Annotated in this window: 4 protein-coding genes; all 4 read right to left on the bottom strand. The window is 68.3% G+C overall.

Features of this window, described 5'->3' with window-relative positions; all coding sequences use genetic code 11:
• Nucleotides 1-165 precede the first annotated feature (165 nt).
• Nucleotides 166-534, bottom strand: coding sequence for a hypothetical protein (locus ACTHLF_RS15765; RefSeq protein ID WP_440328427.1), 369 nt, complete (start codon nucleotides 532-534; stop codon nucleotides 166-168).
• 8 nt (nucleotides 535-542) lie between these two features.
• The gene (locus ACTHLF_RS15760; RefSeq protein WP_440328426.1) at nucleotides 543-2,540 is read right to left on the bottom strand and encodes an ATP-binding protein; all 1,998 of its coding nucleotides are present in this window, start codon (nucleotides 2,538-2,540) and stop codon (nucleotides 543-545) included.
• A 113-nt stretch (nucleotides 2,541-2,653) separates the two neighbouring features.
• Nucleotides 2,654-3,343, bottom strand: coding sequence for a proteobacterial dedicated sortase system response regulator (pdsR, locus tag ACTHLF_RS15755; protein ID WP_440328424.1), 690 nt, complete (start codon nucleotides 3,341-3,343; stop codon nucleotides 2,654-2,656).
• A gap of 586 nt (nucleotides 3,344-3,929) precedes the next feature.
• The coding region (locus tag ACTHLF_RS15750; RefSeq protein ID WP_440328422.1) for a hypothetical protein at nucleotides 3,930-4,167 on the bottom strand (238 nt) is incomplete at its 5' end.

The raw sequence follows: 4,167 nt of genomic DNA, 5'->3' as shown, positions 1-4,167 counted from the left end.
GGGGGGGTGCCCCCCCCCCCCCGCCCCCCCCCCCCCCCCCGGGGGGCGCCCCCCCCCCCCGCCGTCTTTTGGGGGGTGCCGGGGTCCCCCCGCCGGGCCCGGCTACCCCCACCCCCCCCCCCCCCACTCCCACAGTGCAGGGAGAGGAATTGCGCTGACGGACTTCTACGGGTCGTCAGGACTGAATTCCACACTTGTCGCCACCACCACGGTCCCGCCGTGCCGGGTTTCAACCCGCCCGGTAACGACTACGCTGTAAGGCCTGGCATACAGCCTCGCCTCGGACGCCTTCGACAGCGCCGCGCGCTGCGCAACATCACTCTCGTCGCTCTCCAGCTTGATGAGTGTGTCCGGACACCGCCCGTCTGAGAGCTGCAGACCTGCGTGCATCGTCGGTGTGATGTGGGACCGAATCCGAAGGTCGGTTCCTTTGTGAGCGCTCGCGCTCGTCACATCGCACAGCGTCAACGCTGTGGGTTCGTGGGCAGCTACGGACGTCGCCGCTACAGAGATCAGCGCGAGGAAGAACTTCATTCTGGTGATCATGCCAGCCGCTGGCGCGGAAGACCTCTCAGGTGCAGCGTAAACGCCACACCATCATCGATATTGCGCGCACTGGCGCTGCCCTGGTGCCGCTCCGCGACGAGCCGCACCACATAGAGGCCGAGCCCCAGATGCGGCGCCTCACCCGGCGTAGCCTTGTCACGCAAACTCACCAGTGAATCGAACAGCCTGCCCTGCATCGCTTCCGGCAGCGGCGGGCCCTGGTTGGCGAGTTCGACGTCGGCCCCGTCGGCGGTGACGCGTAGTGACATACGCAGCCAGCCACCGGGCGGCGTAAACGACAGAGCGTTGTCGAAGAGCTTATCGAGCGCCTGCGCGATGAGTTCGGGCGAGACGTGCATGGTGACCGGCGCTTCAGGCAGCTCGACGTCGATATGCCGATTCCCGGCGAGCGAGCGATAGCCTTCCGCGCAACCGCGCACCACGTCGGCGAGGTTCACATCTTCTGCTTCCGCCGCGGCGATGGCGCGTTCCATCCGGCTCGCTTCGCTCATGGCGCGGACGAGCGCGCTGAGGCGTGTCACGCCATCGCGGGCGCGCGCGAGGTACGGCTCGGCTTCCGGCGGCAGGCCTGCGTGGTCGAGGTTGTCCAGCGAGGATTTGACGATGGCGAGTGGCGTCTGCAGTTCGTGCGAGAGCTTGGAGGCCAGCGTGCGCAGGTAATCGGTGTAGCCGCCGACCACGTCGAACAAGCGCGAGAAGCTGCGTGCGAGGTCGCCGAGTTCGTCCGTGGCGTCGATCAGGGGGAACGGGCCATCGAGCTTGCCATCGTTGTCCTGCGCGCGCTCCGCGGCGTTGCGCAAGCGGCGCAGGCGGAAGGTGAGGCGCGTGGCGAACAGCAGCAGCACGCCACCGGCGATGAGCAGCACGGCGAAGCTGGTGAGCAGCAGGCCGAACAGTGCGCGGTTGGCGAGCAGCGGTACCGCGCGGCTGGGCTGCTCGAGCAGCACCACGCCGTGGAGCTTGCCGCCCTGGGTGATCGGCATCGCCGCGGCGAGGACCACGCTGCCGCGCGCCTCGCCTGCGCGCCATGCCGTGGCCGGCTTGCCGGAGCGCGCTTCGCGGACTTCGGGCAGGTCGATCTTCGGGGCGTCCTCGGTCCACGCGGCGTTGTCGTCGAGGCGCGTGGCCAGCAGCGAGCGGTAGACGAGCGAGGCGAACCAGCCCGCCTGGCCGCTGGCCGGCGTGTCGGGCAACGAGAGGCGGCCGGTCTGGGCCATCAGCCACGCATCCGGCGAGAGGACGCGTACGCGCACGCCATCGGGAGCTAGCCGCGCCAGCTCCTGGGAAAGCGCGGGTGAGAATTCGAGCAGGGGCCGGGTATCGGCGCTGAGCGGCTCGGCATTGCCATCGGCGGCGAGGTGCACGCCCACGCCGACACGATCGAGGCGCAGGCCGCGCGGCAATTTCAGCTCCGCGCGGAAGCCGCCGCCGTCCTCCTGCCATTGCGCGTTGAGGCGGTCGGGCAGCACGCCCGCTTCGGGGTCGAGCGCGATGGCCGTCGTAGCGCCTGGCGCGGCGCTGGCGAGCAGGTAGCGCTGGGCATCCTCGTTGCTGGCGATCGACAGGATCAGGTGATCCGCGCTGAGCGCGAGGCGGTCGGCGGCATCGGCACGATTGCGTCGTGGCGCGCGCACGTCGATCGTGAAGTACAGCCAGCGTTCGTCTTCCGCGAACATCACCTTTGCATTGCGGCCAAGCGGCTGCGCCCACGGGCTCAGCGGTGCCCAGTCATCCGCGTAGCCATCGACAGTGATGGGCACGTTGGCCTGTTGCACGTACCACGCGCTGCCGGCAGGCGGCAGCGGCGCTTCCACGACGACCAGGCTTCGCGCGAGCGCACGCGCCGACGCCACCAGCGCCTGGGCCTGGCCTTCGCGGAGGAGGGTTTCCATCTGGCGCACGTAAAGCCACCCGGCCACGGGGAGGGCCAGGGTGCAGAGGGCGACCAAGAGGAGTTTTTGGCGCAGCGTCATACCGTAGGAGCCCACCCTGTGGGCGACATCTTTCGCCTCGGCGCAGCGGGCCCTGTGGCGTTATCGCGAACGGCGTCGCCCACAGGGTGGGCTCCTACGACAGCGGGCATCGGTTACGGCGTCCAGCGGTAGCCGACGCCGTGGACGGTTTCGATCGCGTCGAAATCTGGCGCCAGCGCGACGAACTTCTTGCGGATGCGCTTGATGTGCGAGGTGATGGTGGCGTCGTCCACGACGAGCTCGGCTTCGCGCATGAGCTGGTCGCGATTCTTCACGTGGCCGGGGAAGCGGACCAGCGTGTGGACCATCCAGAACTCGGTGACGGTGAGCGGGATCTCGGTGCCGTTCCAGGTGATGCGCATGCGCTCGCTTTCCAGGCGCAGCGGGCCGTGTTCGATCACGTTCTCGCTGGCGGTGGGCGTCTTCAGCGACTCGATCCGGCGGAACAGCGCGGCGATGCGCGCGGCCAGCTGGTGCAAGCTGGTGTCCTTCGACAGGTAATCGTCGGCGCCGAGGCGCAGGCCGCTGATCACATCGAAATCGGAATCGCGCGCGGTCAGGAAGATCAGCGGCAGCGTGGCGCTCTTGGCACGCAGCTCGCGGCACAGGTCGAAGCCGCCCTCCGGCTCGTCGCCCAGGCCGATATCGATGATGACCAGCTCGGGGAGGCGCATGGCGAAGGCGTTGGACGCCTCGGCGCGCGAACCGTAGCCGCGGGTCTCGTAGCCGAAGCGGTTGAGCGCCTCCACGTAGTTGGCGCGGATGAGGGGTTCGTCTTCGACAATGGCGATGCTGCGGCCCATGGGGGTTCCGTGATTTGGGTTGGCGTGCGCAGGGTGCAATGGCCGCCCTCGCGGCGCAAGCGCCCGCCCGCGATTGCCCGTGTTTTGCCCGTGGACGTGCCGATCCCCGGCCTACACGCCGCGTTTGCCCTTGTTTTGCCACAAACAGCCTGTGGATTGCCCCACGGGAGCCGCGCCTGCCGCCCCGGCAGGCGCTGTACTGGCACCACGGCGGCCCTGCCGGCGCCGAAGGATAAAGAAGAACATGAAGACCAAGCCCGACGCTGATAACACTGAACTGGAACGCAATTTTGAGCCTTTGCGCGTTACGCTGGCTCTCGGGGCCCTGTTGCTGGGCCTGCTCTGCGGGCTGCACTGACCGCACTCACCAAGGGAGGCTTTCCCATGGACCTTTTTGACGACTTCGTGGAACCGGCCATGGAAGGCCTTGGCGCGGCGGGCCCGCACGGAAGCGCGCCCGCCGCTGGCATGCCGGAACCCGATCCCAACTGGCAACCGGTTTAACCGACCTACAGTTTCCCCTCGAGCTCCGGTGTGGACGCTCCTTCACTCCCCAGGCCTCTGGCCCGGGGAGATTTTTCGTGGGCTAATTGGAGGCCTTGGCTTCGGCCTGCTTCGGCTGGGCCACCTGCCCCAGCGGCACCAGCTGGGCGTCACCTACCCACACGTGGGTGTTGTAGCCGGCGAAGTAGTTGGTGCCTTCGTTGCGTAGCCGCTGTAGCAGGGTCACGCCACGCACGTTGCCGCCCGAGAGGCCGCTGATGTACAGGTCGCCGCCGAAGGCCGTGGCCGTTTCCAGCTGGTGCATCTCGCGGTCGAAGCGC

The sequence above is a fragment of the Luteibacter sp. genome, from assembly GCF_051958795.1.
In the GTDB taxonomy this organism is placed as follows: domain Bacteria; phylum Pseudomonadota; class Gammaproteobacteria; order Xanthomonadales; family Rhodanobacteraceae; genus Luteibacter.
This window is presented reverse-complemented; position numbering and strand designations above follow the sequence as displayed.